A 19,640-nucleotide genomic window follows, 5' to 3' on the forward strand; every position below is an offset into this window, starting at 1 on the left:
CGGAACTCATCAACGGCCAGTTTGCCCAATGCGTAAGCAAAGGTGCCGTTTTATTTGAGTTGCCCCTGCCGCCGTCGGGGGCAACCATCGCTGGGCTGTCCAATATCCGTGAGAGCCCCGATGACCAAACTCACCCGCTTCACCGTTGCTCCCCTGCACAGCATGACGCGGCGCTTGGCCGATGTTGCGTCGGCCCGCGTCGCGCCGGATCTCGTCGTCACGGGGGCGCGGGTGCTCTCGACCTATTCGGAGCGCATTCATCAGGGGCGGGAAGTCTGGATCACAGGCGGCCGCATCGCGGCGGTGAAACCGGCAGGCACAGCCAAGAAAGCCTGGAGCGATGTTCCGCTGTATGACGCCGCCGGTGGCATCATCGCGCCCAGCCTCGTCGATCCGCACATCCACATCGAATCCTCGATGGTGACGGCCTGCGCCTATGCCGAGGCTGCGTTGCTGAACGGCACCACCACGATCTTCTGCGACAGCCACGAGATCGGCAACGTCATGGACGTCGCCGGTGTGGAGGCGATGCTGGAAGATGCGCGCGAGGCGCCGCTGTCGATCTTCTTGACCGTGCCGAGCACGGTTCCCGCGACCTCGGCTGAACTGGAGACGGCGGGCGGCGACCTCACGCCGGACAAGGTCGCCGGTCTGTTCGATCGCTGGCCCGAAGCGGTGGCGCTTGGCGAGAAGATGGATTTTGTGCCTGTCACGATGGGCGACGAGCGCAGCCATGCCATCCTCTCCGCAGCCTTAAAGCGGGGGCGTCCCGTTTCCGGGCATGTCTACGGCCGCGAATTCGTTGCGGCCTATGCGGCATCCGGCGTCACCGACACCCATGAGGCGATCGACCGCGACATCGCCGATGACCTGCTCGATGCCGGCGTTTGGGTGTTTTTGCGCGGGGGACCGCCGACTACGCCCTGGCACTCGCTGCCGCAAGCGATCCGAACAATCACCGAGCTCGGGGCCTCGCACAAGCGCACCGCCGTGTGCACGGACGATCGTGACGCCGATGATCTCCTGCTGTTCGGTCTCGACTGGGTCGTGCGGGAAGCCGTGAAGGCGGGGATGTCGCCCGAGCAGGCCTGGTCAATGGGCTCTCTGCATGGCGCGACCCGCTTCGGGATGGAAGGCGATATCGGCGGGCTTGGCGGCGGCCGCCGCGCCGATCTCGTGCTGATGGACGATCAGCTCGAGCCACAATGCACCTGGTATGGTGGCGAGCTCGTGGTCGAGCACGGCAAGATCACCCCGCGTCTCGATCAGGCGCTGTCGCATCGCTACCAATATCCCAAGGGAGCCTATGCGACCGTCAAGCTGCCGCAGACCATGAAGCTGACGCCCGAATTGCCGGCCAAGGCCTGCACCGTCAACGCCATCAAGACCGCGCTGCCTGGCATCACGCTGATCCACGAGAAGGTCGCGATCGAACCCGCAAAAGACTGGCCGTCGCTGTTCGCGCGCTACGGTCTCTGCTTCGTCGCCGTGGTCGAGCGTCATGGCCAATCCGCGGGCAACGTCGCCCATGGCCTCTTGAAGGATTTCGGCCTGAAGCGCGGTGCGGTCGCGTCCAGCGTCGGGCACGACAGCCACAATCTCATCGTCGCTGGCACCAACGAGGGCGACATGCAGGTCGCCATCGCCGCCATCAAGGAGCGGCAGGGCGGCGTCTGCGTCGTCGCCGACGGCGAGGTGAGGGCGCTGGTTCCGCTGCCGATCGCAGGACTCCTGTCCGACAAGCGTGTCACCGAAGTGGCGGAAGAGGTGAAGGTGCTGAAGAAGGAATGGGCCGAGGCCGGCTGCACCATCCCGTACATGGGCTTCAATTTGATTCCGCTATCGGTCATTCCGGAAATTCGCATCACCGATAAGGGACTCGTGTTGGTGCCGCAGATGCAGCTGGTGCCGCTGTTCGAGTGAGCTGCTTTCACGCATCTGTTGATCTAACCGATTGACACGTCCACGATTTTCTCGTGGTTGCCGCATCGTGGAAAATAAAATCGGTCTCGTTGAGATCGGCTTCTGCGTATCTGATGATCTCGCTCGCTGACGCAATTTGAGCGAGGTCCGATATGGCGAAGATGCGAGCTGTCGATGCGGCCGTGCGTATCCTGGAGAAGGAAGGTATATCGACGGCCTTCGGTGTTCCCGGCGCTGCAATCAATCCACTTTACTCGGCGCTGAAGAAGCGCGGCTCGATCCGCCACATCCTGGCGCGCCATGTCGAGGGCGCTTCGCACATGGCCGAAGGCTATACACGCGCCAAGGCCGGCAATATCGGGGTCTGTATCGGCACCTCCGGGCCGGCTGGCACCGACATGATCACCGGTCTTTACTCCGCGATCGCCGATTCCATCCCGATCCTCTGCATTACGGGGCAGGCGCCGCGCGCGCGGCTCTACAAGGAGGATTTCCAGGCGGTCGACATCGAGTCAATTGCAAAGCCTGTCACGAAGTGGGCACTGACGGTACGTGAGCCGGCGCTGGTGCCGCGTGTGTTCAGCCAAGCCTTTCACGTGATGCGCTCAGGCAGGCCGGGGCCGGTGCTGATCGACATGCCCCTCGACGTACAGCTCTCCGAGATCGAATTCGATGACGAGACCTACGAGCCGCTGCCGGTCTATAAGCCCGCCGCGACGCGCAAGCAGGTCGAGAAGGCGCTGGAGATGCTCAACGCGGCCGAACGGCCGCTGATCGTTGCGGGCGGCGGCATCATCAACGCCGACGCCTCGGACCTGCTGGTCGAGTTCGCCGAAATCGCCAACATACCCGTCGTGCCGACGCTGATGGGATGGGGCGCGATCCCCGATGATCACGTGCTGATGGCCGGCATGGTGGGTCTCCAGACCAGCCACCGCTATGGTAATGCCACGCTGCTGGAGTCCGACTTCGTGCTCGGCATCGGCAATCGCTGGGCCAACCGCCACACCGGCTCGGTCGAGACCTACACCAAGGGTCGCAAATTCGTTCACGTGGACATCGAGCCGACGCAGATCGGGCGCGTGTTCAATCCCGATCTCGGCATCGTCTCGGACGCAAAGGCCGCGCTCGAACTGTTCGTCGCCGTCGCCAGGGAGTGGCGGCGGTCAGGCAGGCTCCGCGAGCGCCAGGCGTGGCCTGCGGCCTGCCGCGACCGCAAGAAGACGATGCTGCGCAAGAGCCATTTCGACAACGTCCCGATCAAGCCGCAGCGCGTCTACGAGGAAATGAACAAGGCGTTCGGCCGCGACACCACCTATGTCACCGTGATCGGCCTGTCGCAGATCGCCGGCGCGCAGTTCCTCGGCGTCTACAAGCCCCGCAACTGGATCAATGCCGGGCAGGCGGGGCCGCTCGGCTGGACGCTGCCGGCCGCGCTCGGCGTGCGCGCGGCGTGCCCGGAGCGCGAGATCGTCGCGCTCTCCGGCGACTACGATTTCCAGTTCCTGATCGAGGAGCTCGCGGTCGGCGCGCAGTTCAATCTGCCCTACATCCACGTCGTCGTGAACAATTCCTATCTCGGCCTGATCCGACAGGCCCAGCGCGGCTTCGACATGGACTATCACGTCCAGCTCTCCTTCGAGAACATCAACGCGCCCGAGATCGGCGTCTACGGCGTCGACCATGTCGCGGTCGCCGAAGGCCTCGGCTGCAAGGCCATCCGCGTCACCGACCCGAAGGACACGCAGGCAGCGTTTGCGACCGCCCGCGAATTGATGGCCAAGCACCGCGTGCCTGTGGTGGTCGAGTTCATCCTCGAACGGGTCACCAACATCGCGATGGGCACGGAGATCGACAACATCGTCGAGTTCGAGGAGGTGCTGGACCTTCCGCTCGACGAAGTCGAGACCACGCGCGTGCTGCAGCTGGCGGAATAGGGGAAGAAGCACCATGCCGAAATTTGCCGCCAATCTCACCATGCTCTTCAACGAGATGCCGTTCCTCGACCGCTTTGCGGCGGCGAAGGCGGCGGGCTTTGCCGGGGTCGAATATCTCTTCCCCTATGATTTCGACAAGGCGCAGCTGCGCGAGCAGCTCGAGGCGCATGGCTTGACGCAGGTGCTGCACAATCTCCCCGCGGGCAACTGGGCGGGGGGCGAGCGCGGCATTGCGATCCTGCCCGACCGCATCGCCGAATTCCGCGACGGCGTGTTCCGCGCGATCGATTATGCCAGGGCGCTCGATTGCGAGCAGCTCAACTGCCTCGTCGGCATCGCCCCTGTCGACGCCGATCCGCACGAGCTTCGGGAGACGCTGGTCGGGAATCTGCGTTTTGCAGCTTCGTCGCTGGCGCGAGAGAACATCAAGCTATTGGTCGAGCCCATCAACACGCTCGACATTCCCGGCTTCTTCCTCAACGGCACCGAGCAGGCGGTGCAGCTGATCTCCGAGGTGAGATCGAACAACCTCTTCATCCAGTACGACATCTACCACATGCAGATCATGGAGGGCGATCTCGCCCGCACCATGCAGGAATATCTGCCTCAGATCGCCCACGTCCAGCTTGCCGACAATCCCGGCCGTCACGAGCCCGGCACCGGCGAGATCAACTATCCCTTCCTCTTCCGCCACCTCGACGCGATCGGCTATCGCGGCTGGATCGGCTGCGAATACAAGCCGCGCACCACGACGCTGGAGGGCCTATCGTGGCATGCGGCACAGACGTTTGAGACCTGAGAATATTGCCATGTCGGCGGTGCGCTCCCTCTCCCGCTAGCGGGAGAGGTGCACCGAGTGCGCGGATGAGTTTTGCTACTCCAACTGTGAGAAATCAGACATGACCAACATCGGCTTCATCGGACTTGGCACCATGGGACGGCCGATGGCCGGCCATCTGCTGGCTGCGGGCCATCGGGTGCTTCTGCGTGACGTTGCTCCGATCGCGCCGGAGCTGATGTCCGCGGGCGGCATCGCCTGCACATCGGCCAGGGAGGTCGCGGAGCAGGCGGACGCGGTCATCATCATGGTGCCGGATACGCCGCATGTGGAGGCCGTGCTGTTCGGCAAGGAGGGTGTCGCTAGCGGCATCTCCAAGGGCAAGATCGTCGTCGACATGAGCTCGATCTCGCCGCTGGCGACGAAGGAGTTTGCAAAAAAGATCGAGGCGCTCGGCGCCGATTATCTCGATGCGCCGGTGTCGGGCGGGGAGGTCGGCGCCAAGGCGGCGAGCCTCACCATCATGGTCGGCGGGCCCGAGCGGGCTTTTGGCACCATGAAGCCAATCTTCGACAAGATGGGCAAGAACGTCACGCATGTCGGCGCCAACGGCGACGGGCAGACGACAAAGGTTGCCAACCAGATCATCGTCGCGCTCACCATCGAAGCCGTGAGCGAGGCCCTGTTGTTCGCATCCAAGGCCGGTGCGAATCCCGCGCTGGTGCGCAAGGCGCTGATGGGCGGCTTCGCGTCCTCGCGAATTCTGGAGGTGCATGGCGAGCGCATGGTGAAGCGCAATTTCGATCCTGGCTTCCGCATCGAGCTGCACCAGAAGGATCTCAATCTCGCGCTCGAAGGTGCGCGTGCACTCGGCCTGTCGCTGCCGAGCACGGCGGTGGCGCAGCAATTGTTCTCGTCCTGCACTGCACATGGCGGCAAGGCCTGGGATCACTCCGCCATGGTGCGGGCGCTGGAACTGATGGCGGGGCATGAGATCGCCAGGGCCTGAACTGTTACGCGGTAACACTGTCCAGTGATGCATCTTTCGTCGCAGGGGAACCGGAACAATGCTCCGGCCCCGCGGGTTGAAGGCGCAGGACAATCACTGGAGACAAAACACCATGAAAACCCGTCTTGCGATTACGTTGGCTGCAGCGTCGCTGCTGGCGTCGAGCGCAGCCTTTGCTCAGTCGACGACCGAACAGGGCGCCAGGGACGGCGCGCGTGCAGGTGGCGACATCGGCGGCCCGATCGGTGCAATGGTTGGCGGCACCGTGGGTGCAGCCGTCGGCGCCGGTCTCGAAATTCCGAATGCGGTCCTCGGCGGAATTCCTCGCAGCGACTCCGTCGTGGTCCAGGAGCGCGTCGTGGTCGGCGAGCCGCTGCCTCCGACCGTGGTGCTGCGGCCCGTGCCGAACTACACCGAATATCGCTATGCGGTCGTGAACGATCGCCGGGTGATCGTCGAGCCGCGCACACGCCGCGTGGTCAAGATCATCGACTGATCGACGCAATTCTTTGTGCTGAGCAGGGCCCTGCGGAGCATCACTCCGCGGGGCCTTCGCTTGTCATGGCGGAGCTGGTGCGAAAGCGCGAGAGTAGCCGGTCTGCGGCGGCGGCGAGTGCAAAGCCGAGGCACGCGGTGGCAGCATCGACCAAAAAATCCACCAGCCGCGCGTGACGGCCGGGTGCCCAAAATTGCATCAGCTCGAGAACGCCGATCAGGACGACCGCGGCCGCTGCGCTCAGTAGGCGCCGGCGTGGATAGGCGAGGCCGAAGGCCAATCCCACCATGACGAAGGCAAGCGCATGTTCGCCGTCCTGACCGAGGTCGGAATGGGGGCGAAGGCCGGGAGGACCGAGGGTGGCGAACGTAACGGCAGCGGCGAGCAGCCAGGCAAAGGTACGAATGAACATCCGAGTCGCTTAGCACGAATTTGGTCGGGTTGTCGCGAGGCTCGTATCAGATCGCCGTGTAGTTAATGACAAAAATGTTAAAGCGGATCGCGCACGCCGAGGCCATGCATGAAGCGTTCGCGGATCTGCACGGGGTCGCGCCGGGTGGTGCCCACGCCGGGCTTGTCGTCGATCCTGACCGCGATCAGGCTCGGCTCGGAAGCGGCCATGGCGTCGTCGACCAGCCGCTCGAAATCTTCCTCGTCCGCGGCCCAGGCGCTGCTCGCAAGACCAGAGCCAATGGCAATGGCGACGATGTCGGCAACGTTCGCTGCCGGCGTCGGCTGCGCCCCGGTGATTTGGTAGATGCCGTTGTCCATCACGATCATCGTGAGGTTCTTCGGCTTCAAGGCTGCAATCGTCGAGAGCGCACCGAGCTGCATCAGGAGCGAGCCGTCGCCTTCGAGCGCGAAGACGCGGCGGTCGGGCTGCGCCAGCGCCACGCCGAGCGCGATCGGAAAGGCGAGTCCCATGCTGCCCAGCATGTAGAAGTTCTGCGGGCGGTGGCCGGCGGCCCACAGATCGAAATTGGTGTTGCCGATGCCGCCGATCACGGCTTCCTCGTGCTTCAGCTTCGCGATCAGCCGCGAAGTGACGTCGAAGCGGTTCATCACCTTGGTGTTGCCAGTGTTCATCGTCGGCCTCACTTGTCGAAGACCTTGCCGCCCGTCAGCAGCGGGTTGAGGATCAACGCCACCGGCGCCTGCGTGGTGACGGCCTGCTTGATCGAGCGGTCGGCGATGAATTCGAGCTCGTCGAGCCGGGTGATGGTGTGATGCTCCAGCGCCAGCGAATCCAGCACCGGTCGCATGGTGCGGCAGACCAGGGACTGGCCGTAGTTGAATTCGCCGAGCGTGCCGCGCTCAGAGACGAGCATGATCAGCGGAATCTGGTAGGGCACTGCGAGCGAGGCCAGCACGTTTGCGAGCGTCGCAAAGCCGGAGGTCTGCATCAGCACCGCGCCGCGCCGACCGCCCATCCAGGCGCCGGCGACGATGCCGACGGCCTCTTCCTCACGGGCGGTCGCGAAAGTGGTGAAGAAGGGATCGGCGTGCAGGTTCTTGATCAGCGGCGTCAGCACGCGGTCCGGCACGTAAGGGATCAGGTTGATCTCGTTCCGCTTCAAGGTTTGCAGGACGATGCCGTGCCAGCTTCCGTCGCTGCTCCCCTGCGGCTGCTGTTCCGCAATCGCCATCGCGCTCTCCCTGGGGCCGCGCATGCTTCTTGGTTCTGGCCGTCGCGGCGGTCTGCCGAACTTGACGCGGGCAGCGGGATTGTCAACATGTCCGCGCCGTCACCGTGATCTGCGCTAGCAGGCCTGCCGTGGCCGGCACCGCCATGGCATAAGCGGCGACAACCAGAACACGGGAGGGGCATAGGAGGGCGCGCATCGCGCTGACCTTGCGGATCTCCCGCGAACGAGCCGGAAGGGTCCTGATGTCCGTCAACAACAAGCGCGTCGTCTACTCCAATTATTTGGCCAATCCGATCTATATCGATATCCTGAAGGCCCGGCCCGACGTCCGGCTCGATCGCATCGAAAACCGAAGCCCCGAGGATGTCTATGGGCCGCTCCTCGGCGCTGCCCAGGTCTACCAGGTCGGCGCCGCCCGCGATGAGCTCGCCCCGCATTTCCATGTCGATGCCGCCTTTCTGAAGCGGACGCCGAATTTGCTGCTGGTCTCCAGCAACGGTGCCGGCTTCGATCCCGTCGACGTCGAGGCCTGCACGGAGGCAGGCGTCGTAGTCGTCAACCAGTCCGGCGGCAACGCCCATTCGGTCGCCGAGCACGCGCTGGCGATGATGCTGACGCTGTCCAAGCGCATCATCCAGTCGGATCGCCGGCTGCGCCGCGAGCGCGACGTGAACCGCAACGATCTCGTCGGCAACGAGGTCGAGGGCAAGACCGTCGGCATCATCGGCCTCGGTAATGTCGGCCGGCGCATCGCCGCCTTGTGCAAGGGCCTGCTCGGCATGACAGTGCTTGCCTACGATCCGTATTTGTCGGCCGAGGTGATGGCCGAGCGGGGCGGGGAGAAGGTCGAGCTCGACGAGCTGTTGCGCCGCGCCGATTTCGTCTCGATCTCATGCCCGCTCAACAAGGGCAGCCGCAACTTGATCAGCACACGCGAATTCGCGCTGATGCAGCCGCATGCCTATTTCATCACCACCGCACGCGGCTTCATCCACGACGAGGACGCGCTGCTGCAGGCGCTGCGCGACAAGCGCATCGCCGGTGCCGGCCTCGACGTCTGGTCCAAGGAGCCGCCGCCGCCGGAGCATCCGCTGCTCCAGTTCGACAACGTGCTGGCGAGCCCGCACACGGCAGGCGTCACCATCGAGGCGCGCCAGAACATGGGCCGGATCGCCGCCGAGCAGGTGCTGGATGTGCTCGACGGCAAGCGCCCGCCGCGCATCATCAATCCCGAAGCTTGGCCGCGCTATGCCGAGCGCTTCAAGCAGGCTTTTGGCGTGACGCCGGGGTAGGGCGCGCGAAGCCCAGTCGCGCGCCGATCCTTGGTTATCAGGATGAAAACGGAGCGCGGTGGATTTTACTGATGGCGTGAATGAACGCGTTTGACCTCTCCTGTAGATCAGGGAGCATGAGCATACTTTCGATTGCGACATCCGGACTTTCTGCGGCGAGTTTGCGCGTGAACGTGGCGGCGAGCAATATCGCCAACATCAGCACGACCGGCCCACTACCCGCGTCAGGCGGGTCGAGCGCATCGGCCGGTGCGGGCATTGCTCTAACGTTTCCTGCAGCCTACGTGCCCTTGCGGGTCGATCAGGTCTCTCACTCGAGCGGTTCGACGCCGGGCGGTACGGTTGCGACCGTATCGACGGTATCGCCGAGCTATACCGCGCAATCCGACCCGAGCGCTCCCTTCGCAAACCAGGACGGCCTGGTGGCAGCGCCGAATGTCGATCTTGTTAGCGAATTCGCTCAGCTGGTGACCGCAAAATACAGCTTCGTTGCCAATGCGAACGTCATTCAGGCCTACGCCGAGACGCAAGACACGCTCCTCGACATCAAGGCGTGAGGGCTGACGTCGGCCGTGTCTCGCCAGCCTGGGCCACTACCCCAGCTTTGCGCCGAGCTGTTGGAACACGGCCTCGCAGGTCATGAGGTCGAGATGGCCGCCGCCCGCGTTCTTGAAGAACGTGATGTCGGACGGTGACGTTCGCCCCTGCACAAGGCCGCCGACGAGGTCGTAGAGGTCGCCGAGGACGTCCGTCTCGCTGATCGCACCGCTCGCGATCGGCTGCAGGATGTCGCCGACGCCGTGGAAGGCGGATTCCCGCCGGTCCACGAAGACGCGGGAGCGCTTGGCCGCCTCGTCATCAGCCTCCCGGGTTTGCGGTGTGTAGCCGCCGACGAGGTCCAGATGCGTGCCCGGCCGCAGATTGCGGCCCTTGATCAGCGGCTGATGCGCGCGGGTGCAGGTGGTGATGACATCGGCCTCGTGCGTCGCTGCGTCGAGATCCGTGATTGCTTCCGCCTTGATGCCGGCCTTCGCCAAGCGCTGAGCGAGATCCGCGCCCCGGTCCGGGCTGCGATTCCAGATCAGCACGCGCTCGAGTGACGGCCGCACGGTGCGATGACCCCGGATCAGCCATTCGGACATCTCGCCGGCCCCGACGCAGAGCAGCGTCTCGGGATTGGGCGGGGCGAGCAGTTTCGTGGCCAGCGCGGAGTCGGCCGCGGTGCGCCAGTGTGTGATCTCGGTCCCGTCCATCGCCGCCAGCGGCCGCCCATTGGTGCCGTCGAACAGCACGCACACGGCCTGCACCGCCGGCATTCTGCCTTCGGCCAGGTTGGCCGGAAAGCTGGTGAACATCTTGCTGGCCATGTAGCGGCCGGGATCGACGGCGCTACGGATGACGTATTGTCCCCTCTCGTCTCCAAGGAAGGCGTCCAGCACCTCCATCTTCGGCCGGCGATGCGCTGCTTCGAGGGCCGCAATCAGGATCGGAAAGGTCAGAGCTTTCGTGACTTCGGTATCGGAGACAAAGTGCAAGGCAAAATCCTCATGGGCGACCGGCATTTGCCCATAAACCCGCGCGGCAGGTTCCGCAACGAATCTTCCTCCGGGACTGGACAAGCCTTGATCCGCGTCAAAATCTCCTTTCCCCGTCCGGCCTAAATGGGACTAGAGTGCCGGCGGGCAGGCAGGGAGGTCCCATGTCAACTTATGTCGTCAGGTTCATGAAGGACGTGCTCGGCGAATACGGCCGGCAATGCGAGGTCTGCCAGGGCACGCTCGAGATCGACGCCGCCGACGAGGACGAGGCCAGGGAACGGGCGAAGGCGAAGTTCTGCCAGGATCAGGCACTGCGTCACTGGTCATTGCACGCCGACCGCATCCATGTGAGACCGGCAGACTTTCCGTCGTAGGGGCCTACCGGCCTGGTGCCGTGACAGGCGGGGGCGTCGTCGTCCCCGCGCCGAGCGAGCGTTGCACCATGACGGTGTCGGACCAGCGGCCGTGGCGATAGGCAACGCCGCTGAGCAGACCGGCGCGCGCAAAGCCGAATCGCTCGTGCAGCGTCAGCGAGGGCGCGTTATCTGCATCGATATAGCCGATCATCTGGCGGAAGCCGGCCGCCGCGCAGGCGTCGATCAATTCCTGGAGCAACAGCCGTCCGACCCCGCGGCCGAGATGGGCGTGGTGGACGTAGATCGAGTGCTCGGCGGTGTAGCGATAGGCCGGCCTTTTGCGGAACAGCACGGCATAGGCGTAGCCAACGACCTCGCCGCGCCAGGTCGCGACCAGGTGCGGCAGGCGGGTCTGCTTCAGGTTCTTGCGCCGGTCGCGCAGATCGTCCGGTTCCGGTGCACCGGTTCCTTCGACATCGCGCGGCACGCCGTTGCGGACGTGATGGCGGTAGATCGCCAGCATCGCCTCGACGTCGCTCTCGCGTGACGGCCGCACCAGGACGGGTTCATCGCTCGCGCGCCCAGCTGCTTCGTTCATCGGCACCTACTCGGTCACGACATAAGTGTAGAGCCCGATGCGTCCGTTCGCATCGACCTCCTTGTAGACGCCCTGGATCTCGACGTCGAAGCCCGGAAATGTGTTGAAGCAGGTCTCGAACATCTTGAGATAATCAATCATGGGCTTGGCCCGTTCCGTCAGCCGCTCGCCGGGCACGATGGTGGCGATGCCGGGCGGGTAAACCACGAACGGCGTGGTCGCGATGCGGCCGGCGATCGCCTCGATCGGGAGGTAGTCGACGTCGTTCTTGAATAGATAGCGCGCGGCATCGCGGGGTGACATCGCGATCTCGGGCATGTGCTCGGGCATGAACTGCCGGGCCTGGAGCGCGCTGACATCGGCGGCGCGGAAGAAACGGTGCATCTCGCCGCAGAGGTCGCGCAGCCGCACACCGGCGTAGCGCGCCTGCCGCCGCTGATAGAATTCGGGGATGACGTCGGCCAGCAGTGCATTGTCGTCATGCAGCCTCTTGAACGCGACGAGGCCGGAGATCAGCGTGCCCGCCTTACTCGCCTCGACGCCGGGCGTGAGCAGGAAAAGCAGGGAGTTGAGGTCGTTCTTCTCGGGGACGATCCGGTTCTCGCGCAGATATTGCGCGACGACGGGCGCGGGAATGCCGTGCTCGGCATAGGCGCCGGTCGCACGATCGAACCCGGGCGTGAGCAGCGTCAGCTTGTTCGGATCGGTCATGGCAAAGCCTTCCGCGAGATCGGGGAAGCCGTGCCAGTTGGTATCCGGGGAGAGCTGCCACAGCGCGGGGTTGGTGGCGAGCTCGTCGGTCGAGAGAGTCTCCCAGGCGACATTGTGCGCCGCGCCGGGGCGGCTGACGTCGGCAATGGCGACGCGATCGGGAACGAACGGCTCGAAGAACCAGCGGCGATCCGGATTCTGCTCCTTCTCCTCGAACTCCCGGCGCATCGCCCGGATCTTCTTGCGCAGCTCGATGCCGAGCCGGATCGTGTCGTCCCACAGCACTTCGCCGGAGCGGCCCTTCATCATCTGCGCGCCGACGTCGAGCGAGGCGAACAGCGGGTAGAACGGCGAGGTCGATGCATGCTGCATGAAGCTCTCGTTGAAGCGGCGGTGCTCCACGCGGCGCTTCTGCCCGCGGATGTGGCGATCCTTGATGTGGATCTGCGAGGCCTGCGAGAAGCTTGCCAGCTGTTTGTGGGTCGACTGCATCGCGATGATGCCGGGGGCGTCGGGCGAAAGATTTGCCAGCCCCATGGCGAAGCGGCCGGCATAAAGCGGGTGGAATTTCATGAAGCCGGCCCAGGCCTCGTCGAACAGGATGTAGTCGCAGAGATGGCCGATGCGCCTGATGATCATCTCGGCGCTGTGGATCGAGCCGTCATAGGTGCACTGCTCGACCACGGCAACGCGGAACGGCCGCTCCTTGCGCCAGGCGTCGCGATCGTTCACCAGGTGATGGTTGCGGATCGCCTCGCGCAGGGCCTTCTCGTCGAGCCTGTCCCAGCGCATCGGGCCGATCAGCCCCCAGGCGTTGCGAACGGTCGGAACATAGACCGGGATGCCGCCATTGATCATCAGCGCGCCGTGATGGGCGGCCTTGTGGTTGTTGCGGTCGAACAGCACGAGATCGCCGTCGGTGACGAGGGCGCCCAGCGCGATCTTGTTCGAGGTCGAGGTGCCGTTGAGCACAAAATAGGTCTTTTCCGCGCCGAAGATCGCCGCCGCTTCCTTCTGCGCCCTCAGCGCCGGGCCTTCATGGGTGAGGAGGTCGCCGAGGTCGAGCACGGAATTGTCGAGGTCGTCGCGGAACACGGATTCGCCGAGATGCTCGACGAACACGCGCCCGATCGGGCTGCGATTATAGAACACGCCGCCATTATGCCCCGGGCAGGTCCAGAGCTGGTTGCCTTCCTCGGCATAGTCGACCAGCGCGCCGAAGAACGGCGTCTTCAGCGTCTCCGCATATTGCTTCAGCCGGCTGATCAGGTTCTTGGCGATGAAGGTGGGCGTCTCCTCGGAGAGGAAGACATAGCCGTCGATGAAGTCGAGCACCTCGACTGGCAAATCCTCGAACCGCTTGCGACGGATCAGCAGGATGATCGGGAAGTCGAGGCCGCGGCGGCGCATCAGATTGATCAGCGCCGAGGTCTTGCCTTCCAGGCCCTTCTTGCCCCAGTCCACCACCATGCAGCCGATCGCGGCATCGGTCTGCACCGCCATCTCGGCGTCCTCCAGCTTGCGGGCCCGGACCACTTCGAAGCCGGAGCGCTGGATCTCCTCGATGATCTGGTTGAAGCGGACGCCTTCGAGATCGTCGGCATCGAACACAGGGGCGGCGAACAGGAAGTTGAAGCGCTTGAAATAGTCCATGGCGGGTCCCGAATGTGCAGGAAGATACAGCTCTCTGCACATTCGATGACATCTGGATGACATGCCCGAGTGCTGCGGCAAGGTTGGCCTGACGCTTCACTCCAGCAGCTTGTCCAGCGTGATCGGGAAGCGCCGGATGCGCTTGCCGGTGGCATGATAGACGGCGTTAGCAATCGCGGCCGGCACGCCGACGATGCCGATCTCGCCGAGCCCCTTGATGCCCAACCGGTTGATGCGGTCGTCGGGCTCGTCGACGAAAATGACGTCGATGTCGTGGACGTCGGCGTTCACGGGAATGTGGTATTCGGCAATGTTCGCATTCATGATGCGGCCGAAGCGGTGATCCATCACCGTCTCCTCGTGCAGCGCCATTCCAATTCCCCAGACCACCCCGCCCATGATCTGACTGCGGCCGGTCTTGGTGTTCAGGATGCGCCCGGCCGCGACCGCATTCACGATCCGGGTGACGCGAATGACGCCGAGCTCTTCATCAACCTTGACCTCGGCAAAAACGGCAGAATGCGTGTTTCGCGCATGCGACTTGTCCTCGGCGAACTCGTTCAGCTTCTCCTTCTCGATCCGCTCGACTTGGCCATGGCGCATCGCATCAGCGATCGAAACGGCGCGATTGCTGTCGGCGGCCTTGGCAACCGTGCCGTTGAGGAGGATGATGTCCGGCGCATCGACGGCGGCGAGTGGCGAGGCAGGCATCGCCTTGGCATATCGCGCGAGCTCGCGGCGAATCTCCTCGGCTGCTCCAAGCACGGCGTGCGCGCTCGAGGCGGCCATCCATGAGCCACCTTCCACAGGTGCCTGCGGCAGGCTCGAGTCCGCGAGCCGGACGCTGATATTCTCGATCGGCAGCCCGAGAGCATCGGCCGCGACCTGGGCAACGATCGTATAGGTACCGGTGCCGATATCGGAGGCGGCGCAGGAGACCTCGGCATGGCCGTTGGCGGTCAGCACGATGCGGACAGCGACCGGCATCTGCAGTGCTTCCCACACGCCCGTCGCCATGCCCCAGCCGACCAATTCCTTGCCGTCGCGCATGGAGCGCGGCGCCGGATTGCGCCGGCTCCAGCCGAACGCCTCGGCGCCGCGGGCGTAGCACTCGCGCAGCTGCTTGCTGGTGTAGGGCAGGTCCCCGCTCTGGTCGCGATCCGAGTAGCACCTCAGGCGCAGTTCGACCGGATCGAGCTTCAGCGCGACGGCCAATTCGTCCATGGCGCATTCCAGCGCGGAGACGCCCGTTGCCGCACCGGGCGCGCGCATATCGGAGGGCGTCGGGACGTCGAGGTCGACCAGCTTGTGGGAATAGTGGCTGTTGGGGCTCTTGTAGAGCTGCTCGGCCCAGCCCGTATCGTTGCGTGAAAAATCCTCATAGCGTGAGGTCACAGCAATGGCTTCATGGCTGATCGCATCGAGGGTGCCGTCCGGCCTTGCGCCGAGCACAACGTGCTCGATGGTCATGGGACGATAGCCCAGGCCATACATCTGCTGTCGCGTCAGCACGACGCGGACGGAGCGCTTCAGTGCCAGCGCGGCAAGGGTTGCCAGCACCACCTGGTGTTGCGGTCGCAGGCCCGAGCCGAAGGCGCCGCCGACATAGGGCGAGATCACGCGGATGTCGTCCGGCTTCTTGCCGAAAACGCTGCAGAGAAACTTCTGGACGTTCTGGACGCCCTGCGTCTTGTCGTAGACCGTGAGCCCGCCATCACCGTTCCAGACCGCCGTCGTCGCGAAGAGCTCCATGGGGTTGTGGTGCTCGCTCGGAATGACGTAGTCCGCCTCGTGGCGCACGGCCGCGCGGGTCAGGGCTGCTGCGGCATCACCACGCGGCTTGTGCGGTTGATCCACTTTTTCGGCCTTGCCGCGTTCGGATTCGAGATCGGTCGCAAACGCCTCCTGCTCATATTCGACCCGAACGCGGGTTGCGGCGAACTTGGCGGTCTCCCAGTCTTCCGCGACGACCAGTGCGATCGGCTGGCCGTTGAACTTGATCCTGTCGTCATAGAGCGGACGGAAGGGCGAGCCCTTCTCCGGCGCCACCTCGTCCTTCCAGGCTTCGTCCTTGTCGGCGAGTGGCGGCCGATGTGCATGGGTGAGCACGTCGATCACGCCCTTCACCTTCAGCGCCTCGCTGGTGTCGAGACGAGCGATGCGCCCGCGCGCGATGGTGGCCTCGACGACGAAGCCGTGCAGAAGACCGTCAGCTACGAATTCGCCGGCATATTTGGCGGCCCCGGTGACCTTGGCGCGGCCGTCAACGCGCGATGTTGATGTTCCGACATAGGCGTTCATCGAGCCCTCATGCGATCTTCTTGTGAGCTTGTGATTGCGGCGTGGCGCTTGCGGCCTGCATCAGCGCACGCACGACGGCTCGGCGCGCCAAGTCGATCTTGAACCCATTATGGGAGCGTGCCGTCGCGCCCTGCAGCAGCAGGTCGGCGGCGCGCCCGAAATGATCCGGTGTTGCCGCCTGACCGCGCAATGCAGCTTCGGCCTCGAGACTTCGCCAGGGCTTGTGAGCCACGCCGCCGAGCGCAAGGCGCGCTTCGCCGATCGCGTTGCCCTCCAATTCGAGCGCGGCCGCGACCGAGACCAGAGCAAAGGCGTAGGATAGCCGGTCGCGGATCTTCAGATAGCTGTAGTTCCGGGCAAAGCCGTGCGGCGGCAGCTCGATGGCGACAATGATCTCGCCGCTACCGAGATTGGTGTCGAGATGAGGCTTGTCCTCGGGAAGCCGATGGAAATCCGTCAGCGCGAGGGTGCGCTGCCCCGAGGGGCGTGCGATATGCACGAGCGCGCCGAGCGCGGCCAGCGCCACGCTCATGTCGGATGGATTGGTCGCGATGCAGGAGTTGCTGGTGCCGAGGATTGCGTGGTTGCGGTTGAGGCCATCGATGGCCGAGCAGCCCGTGCCGGGGCTTCGCTTGTTGCAGGGTGTCGTGGTGTCATAGAAGTAGGGGCAGCGCGTACGTTGCATCAGATTGCCGCCGACCGAGGCCATGTTGCGCAATTGCGCGGAGGCGCCGGCCAGGATTGCGCTGGCGAGGAGCGGATAGCGCTGCTCGATCAACGGATGGTAGGCGAGGTCCGAATTCGGCACCAAGGCGCCGATGCGCAGACCGCCGTCCGCCGTCTCCTCGATGTCGCGGAGCGGCAGGCGGGAGATGTCGATCAGGCGCGAGGGCCGTTCCACATTCTCCTTCATCAGATCGATCAGGTTGGTGCCGCCGGCAATCAGCTTCGCGCCGGGATCGGCGGCGAGCAGACGGATGGCGTCGGCAATATCGCTTGCGCGGGAATATTGGAAGTTGTTCATGACCGGCTCATTGCCTGCTCGATCGCAGCCACGATGTTGGGGTAGGCACCGCAGCGGCAGAGGTTACCGCTCATCAGCTCCCGGATCTCGTCCGCATCGCGCGCACGGCCTTCGGCCAACAGGCCCGCGGCAGAGCAAATCTGTCCCGGCGTGCAATAACCGCACTGAAAGGCATCGTGATCGATGAAGGCCTGTTGCAGGGGATGCAACATGCCGTCCTTTGCCAAGCCTTCGATGGTCGTGATCTCGGCGCCATCCCTCATGACGGCCAGGGTCAGGCAGGAATTGACCCGCCTTCCGTCGATCAGCACGGTACAGGCACCGCATTGGCCGTGATCGCAGCCTTTCTTCGTGCCGGTCAGCTCCAGACGGTCACGCAGCGCATCCAGAAGCGTGGTCCATGGCGCGACCTCGAGCGCGCGGCTTTCGCCATTGACGACGAGGTTGATCGGAATGCGTTCGGGGATCGTAAGGTCGGCCATGGTGTATTTCCCTGCGGAAAGGCCGAGCCGGGCAAATTGTGCAAATGACGCGAGAATGCGTTGCCGTCGCTGGCCGATAGCGCCCAACGGATGACGGGTTGCTTGGTTCCCGACCGGTTCTCCCGATCGGATCGACGGGATCAGCGCTTGGTCTCGCCGAACACCACGGTCGGCACCGCGCGGTTGACGATCTCGCGCAGCGCGAAGCTCGATTGCACCCGCGCGACGCGCGGCAGGCGGGACAGTTCGGTGCGATGGATGCGCTCGAAATCCTGGATGTCGCGGGCAAGCACGATCAGGATGTAGTCGTCCGTCCCCGACATCAGGAAGCAGCGCACGACGGAGGGACATTTCGTCACCTCTGCCTCGAACGCCTTCAGCGCCTCGTCGCTCTGGCTCTCCAACGCGATGCGAACCAGCACCGTGGTGGTGAGGCCGAACTGGGTCAGGTCAAGCGCGGCCTGGTAGGCCTGGATGTAGCCGTCATCCTCCAGCGCCTTCTGCCGCCGCGCCAGCGCCGTGCTCGACAAGCCGATCTTGTTGGCAAGCTCGGTGTGGCTGGCTCGCGCATTGGTCGTGAGTTCCGCGAGGATGGCGAGGTCTTTCCGGTCGAGGGCCAAGGTTTCGTTTCCAGCGTCAAAGGATAATTTCGCGCCGGAAACCGGCGCGGGCGCCGCCAAGGTAGCGGATATTTGCACGAAACCAAACCGACGCTCTCGCTACGATCAACAACGGAATCAAAGCATTGGCGAGGGAGATCAAGATGCGCGTCGGAGTCCCCAAGGAGATCAAGCTGCAGGAATATCGCGTCGGGCTCACCCCGGGCGCTGTCCGTGAATATGTCGCCGCCGGGCACCAGGTGACGGTCGAGAGCGGCGCCGGCAGCGGCATCGGTGCGTCCGACGAGGTGTACCGGCGGGCAGGGGCGTCCATTGCCGAGACCGCTCGCGAGATCTTTGCAAAGTCCGACATGATCGTGAAGGTGAAGGAGCCGCAGAAGAGCGAATGGGCTCAGCTTCGCGAAGGCCAGATCCTTTTTACTTACCTTCATCTTGCGCCGGATCCCGAGCAGGCCAAGGGCCTGCTCGCTTCCGGCTGCACCGCAATCGCCTATGAAACCGTCACCGACGCGAGCGGTCACCTCCCGCTGCTCGCCCCGATGAGCGAAGTCGCCGGCCGCCTCGCCATCGAGGCCGCCGGCGCCGCGCTCAAGCGCTCGGCCGGCGGCCGCGGCCTCCTGCTCGGCGGCGTGCCCGGCGTGCAGCCGGCACGCGTCGTCGTGCTCGGCGGCGGCGTGGTCGGAACGCAGGCGGCACGCATGGCCGCCGGCCTAGGGGCCGAAGTCACCGTGATCGACCGCTCGATCCCGCGCCTGCGCGAACTGGACGATCTGTTTGTTGGACGCGTACGCACCCGTTTCTCCACCATCGAGGCGGTCGAGGACGAGGTGTTCGCCGCCGACGTCGTGATCGGTGCCGTGCTTGTGCCCGGCGCGAGCGCGCCGAAGCTCGTCACGCGCGCGATGCTGAAATCGATGCGGCCGGGAGCCGTGCTGGTCGACGTCGCGATCGACCAGGGCGGCTGCTTCGAGACCTCGCACCCGACCACGCACGCGGAGCCGACTTACGAGGTCGACGGCGTCGTTCACTATTGTGTCGCCAACATGCCGGGCGCGGTGCCGGTGACCTCGAGCCAGGCCCTGAACAACGCAACGCTGCCGTTCGGCCTGATGCTCGCCGACAAGGGATTTGCGGCCGTCTTGGAGAATCCGCACCTGCGCAACGGGCTCAACGTGCATCGCGGCCGGGTGACGAACAAGGCGGTGGCGGAGAGTCTGGGGCTGGAGTTTGCGCCAGTAGAGAGCGGGCTGGCGGCTTAGCGGCGGGGTCCAAACAG

At 64.6% G+C, this 19,640-nt stretch carries 19 protein-coding genes; 9 read left to right on the plus strand and 10 right to left on the minus strand.

What is annotated here, in order from left to right; translation table 11 throughout:
* Positions 1-120 precede the first annotated feature (120 nt).
* The 5 genes from N2605_RS11590 (at position 121) to N2605_RS11610 (ending at position 6,143) form a co-directional block, all read left to right on the plus strand.
* Entirely contained in the window at positions 121-1,923 is a 1,803-nt protein-coding gene (locus tag N2605_RS11590; RefSeq protein ID WP_260346588.1) for an adenine deaminase C-terminal domain-containing protein, read from the plus strand.
* A 152-nt stretch (positions 1,924-2,075) separates the two neighbouring features.
* The gene (gene gcl / locus N2605_RS11595) at positions 2,076-3,860 is read left to right on the plus strand and encodes a glyoxylate carboligase (RefSeq protein WP_260346589.1); all 1,785 of its coding nucleotides are present in this window, start codon (positions 2,076-2,078) and stop codon (positions 3,858-3,860) included.
* 13 nt (positions 3,861-3,873) lie between these two features.
* A complete protein-coding gene (gene hyi, locus N2605_RS11600; protein ID WP_036005630.1) occupies positions 3,874-4,659 on the plus strand; it encodes a hydroxypyruvate isomerase in 786 nt (261 codons plus the stop codon).
* A 100-nt stretch (positions 4,660-4,759) separates the two neighbouring features.
* On the plus strand, positions 4,760-5,647 hold the full coding sequence (locus N2605_RS11605; protein ID WP_036005625.1) for a 2-hydroxy-3-oxopropionate reductase: 888 nt from the start codon (positions 4,760-4,762) through the stop codon (positions 5,645-5,647).
* Positions 5,648-5,759: 112 nt separating this feature from the next.
* A complete protein-coding gene (locus N2605_RS11610) occupies positions 5,760-6,143 on the plus strand; it encodes a DUF1236 domain-containing protein (RefSeq protein ID WP_036005622.1) in 384 nt (127 codons plus the stop codon).
* A gap of 40 nt (positions 6,144-6,183) precedes the next feature.
* Here the strand turns inward: N2605_RS11610 and N2605_RS11615 are convergent, their stop codons facing one another.
* The 3 genes from N2605_RS11615 to N2605_RS11625 all read right to left on the minus strand — a co-directional run bounded on the left by N2605_RS11615 (position 6,184) and on the right by N2605_RS11625 (position 7,789).
* Positions 6,184-6,555, minus strand: a complete 372-nt coding sequence (locus N2605_RS11615) for a VanZ family protein (protein WP_036005619.1) — start codon at positions 6,553-6,555, stop codon at positions 6,184-6,186.
* 77 nt (positions 6,556-6,632) lie between these two features.
* The gene (locus N2605_RS11620; RefSeq protein ID WP_225111779.1) at positions 6,633-7,229 is read right to left on the minus strand and encodes a thiamine pyrophosphate-dependent enzyme; all 597 of its coding nucleotides are present in this window, start codon (positions 7,227-7,229) and stop codon (positions 6,633-6,635) included.
* Between the two features lie 8 nt (positions 7,230-7,237).
* On the minus strand, positions 7,238-7,789 hold the full coding sequence (locus N2605_RS11625; protein WP_036005614.1) for a thiamine pyrophosphate-binding protein: 552 nt from the start codon (positions 7,787-7,789) through the stop codon (positions 7,238-7,240).
* Between the two features lie 242 nt (positions 7,790-8,031).
* On the opposite strand from N2605_RS11625, the gene N2605_RS11630 reads away from it, so the two are divergent.
* On the plus strand, positions 8,032-9,081 hold the full coding sequence (locus N2605_RS11630; protein WP_260346590.1) for a hydroxyacid dehydrogenase: 1,050 nt from the start codon (positions 8,032-8,034) through the stop codon (positions 9,079-9,081).
* 116 nt (positions 9,082-9,197) lie between these two features.
* Entirely contained in the window at positions 9,198-9,638 is a 441-nt protein-coding gene (locus N2605_RS11635; protein WP_260346591.1) for a flagellar basal body rod protein FlgC, read from the plus strand.
* Positions 9,639-9,674: 36 nt separating this feature from the next.
* Here the strand turns inward: N2605_RS11635 and N2605_RS11640 are convergent, their stop codons facing one another.
* Positions 9,675-10,616 (minus strand): ornithine cyclodeaminase family protein, encoded by a 942-nt coding sequence (locus tag N2605_RS11640; protein ID WP_260346592.1) that lies wholly within the window; start codon positions 10,614-10,616, stop codon positions 9,675-9,677.
* A gap of 164 nt (positions 10,617-10,780) precedes the next feature.
* On the opposite strand from N2605_RS11640, the gene N2605_RS11645 reads away from it, so the two are divergent.
* Complete coding sequence (locus N2605_RS11645; protein ID WP_260346593.1) at positions 10,781-10,993, plus strand: hypothetical protein; 213 nt, start codon at positions 10,781-10,783, stop codon at positions 10,991-10,993.
* Positions 10,994-10,997: 4 nt separating this feature from the next.
* Here the strand turns inward: N2605_RS11645 and N2605_RS11650 are convergent, their stop codons facing one another.
* From N2605_RS11650 to N2605_RS11675, 6 genes are all read right to left on the minus strand, one after another.
* Positions 10,998-11,573, minus strand: coding sequence for a GNAT family N-acetyltransferase (locus N2605_RS11650; RefSeq protein WP_260346594.1), 576 nt, complete (start codon positions 11,571-11,573; stop codon positions 10,998-11,000).
* Positions 11,574-11,579: 6 nt separating this feature from the next.
* A complete protein-coding gene (locus N2605_RS11655) occupies positions 11,580-13,937 on the minus strand; it encodes an Orn/Lys/Arg family decarboxylase (protein ID WP_260346595.1) in 2,358 nt (785 codons plus the stop codon).
* A 96-nt stretch (positions 13,938-14,033) separates the two neighbouring features.
* Positions 14,034-16,238, minus strand: a complete 2,205-nt coding sequence (locus tag N2605_RS11660; RefSeq protein WP_260346596.1) for a xanthine dehydrogenase family protein molybdopterin-binding subunit — start codon at positions 16,236-16,238, stop codon at positions 14,034-14,036.
* A 7-nt stretch (positions 16,239-16,245) separates the two neighbouring features.
* Entirely contained in the window at positions 16,246-17,262 is a 1,017-nt protein-coding gene (locus tag N2605_RS11665) for an FAD binding domain-containing protein (RefSeq protein WP_260346597.1), read from the minus strand.
* On the minus strand, positions 17,259-17,744 hold the full coding sequence (locus N2605_RS11670; RefSeq protein ID WP_260347439.1) for a (2Fe-2S)-binding protein: 486 nt from the start codon (positions 17,742-17,744) through the stop codon (positions 17,259-17,261). The genes N2605_RS11665 and N2605_RS11670 overlap by 4 nt, the downstream gene beginning before the upstream one ends.
* Positions 17,745-17,884: 140 nt before the next feature.
* Complete coding sequence (locus N2605_RS11675; RefSeq protein ID WP_260346598.1) at positions 17,885-18,364, minus strand: Lrp/AsnC family transcriptional regulator; 480 nt, start codon at positions 18,362-18,364, stop codon at positions 17,885-17,887.
* A gap of 143 nt (positions 18,365-18,507) precedes the next feature.
* On the opposite strand from N2605_RS11675, the gene ald reads away from it, so the two are divergent.
* On the plus strand, positions 18,508-19,623 hold the full coding sequence (gene ald / locus N2605_RS11680) for an alanine dehydrogenase (RefSeq protein WP_260346599.1): 1,116 nt from the start codon (positions 18,508-18,510) through the stop codon (positions 19,621-19,623).
* The last annotated feature ends 17 nt before the right edge of the window (positions 19,624-19,640 follow it).

Origin of the sequence: Bradyrhizobium yuanmingense (assembly GCF_025200905.1) — a bacterium.
GTDB classification, from domain to species: Bacteria; Pseudomonadota; Alphaproteobacteria; order Rhizobiales; family Xanthobacteraceae; genus Bradyrhizobium; species Bradyrhizobium yuanmingense.